Source organism: Bradyrhizobium campsiandrae, from assembly GCF_014529705.1.
GTDB classification, from domain to species: Bacteria; Pseudomonadota; Alphaproteobacteria; order Rhizobiales; family Xanthobacteraceae; genus Bradyrhizobium; species Bradyrhizobium campsiandrae.
Window position 1 is genome coordinate 1 of sequence record NZ_JAANIH010000212.1, and the last position, 446, is coordinate 446.

Annotated in this window: 1 pseudogene; it reads right to left on the reverse strand. The window is 66.8% G+C overall.

The features are described 5' to 3' along the window. Positions 1-425 (reverse strand): annotated as a pseudogene (locus G8O24_RS47155) (magnesium chelatase ATPase subunit I); the annotation flags it as partial. Positions 426-446 lie beyond the last annotated feature (21 nt).

A 446-nucleotide genomic window follows, 5' to 3' on the forward strand; every position in this document is an offset into this window, starting at 1 on the left:
ATCTCGCTGATTGTTAACACGTCATCCTCGGTGGCGACGCCGCGACCGGCCAGGGCGGCATGGGCCCGCGTGGCTTCGGCCATGACGATGTCGGCGTGGTGCCCAGCGACGTGGTTCTGCCGACACAGGCAGGAGATGAGTTCGGTGACGACTTCGTCCAGTCGGACTCCGGCGACGATGTGCCACGCCTTCTCGATGACTGCGGCCTGACGGTTCTGGTCGTTCTGCCAGTGGTGGTCGACCTCGGCCGGACCGGCGTCGTGGTCGAGGCACCGCCGGAGTCTCTCAGCCCGGACGGCCGGGTCGGACTCGCCGTGCCCGTCGATGCACAGTCCGAACCGGTCCAACAACGGCGGACGTAGTGCTCCCTCCTCGGGATTCATGGTTCCCACCAGCACGAATCGGCTCGACAGGGAGGCCGTCAATCCCTCACGCTCCACCCGCAC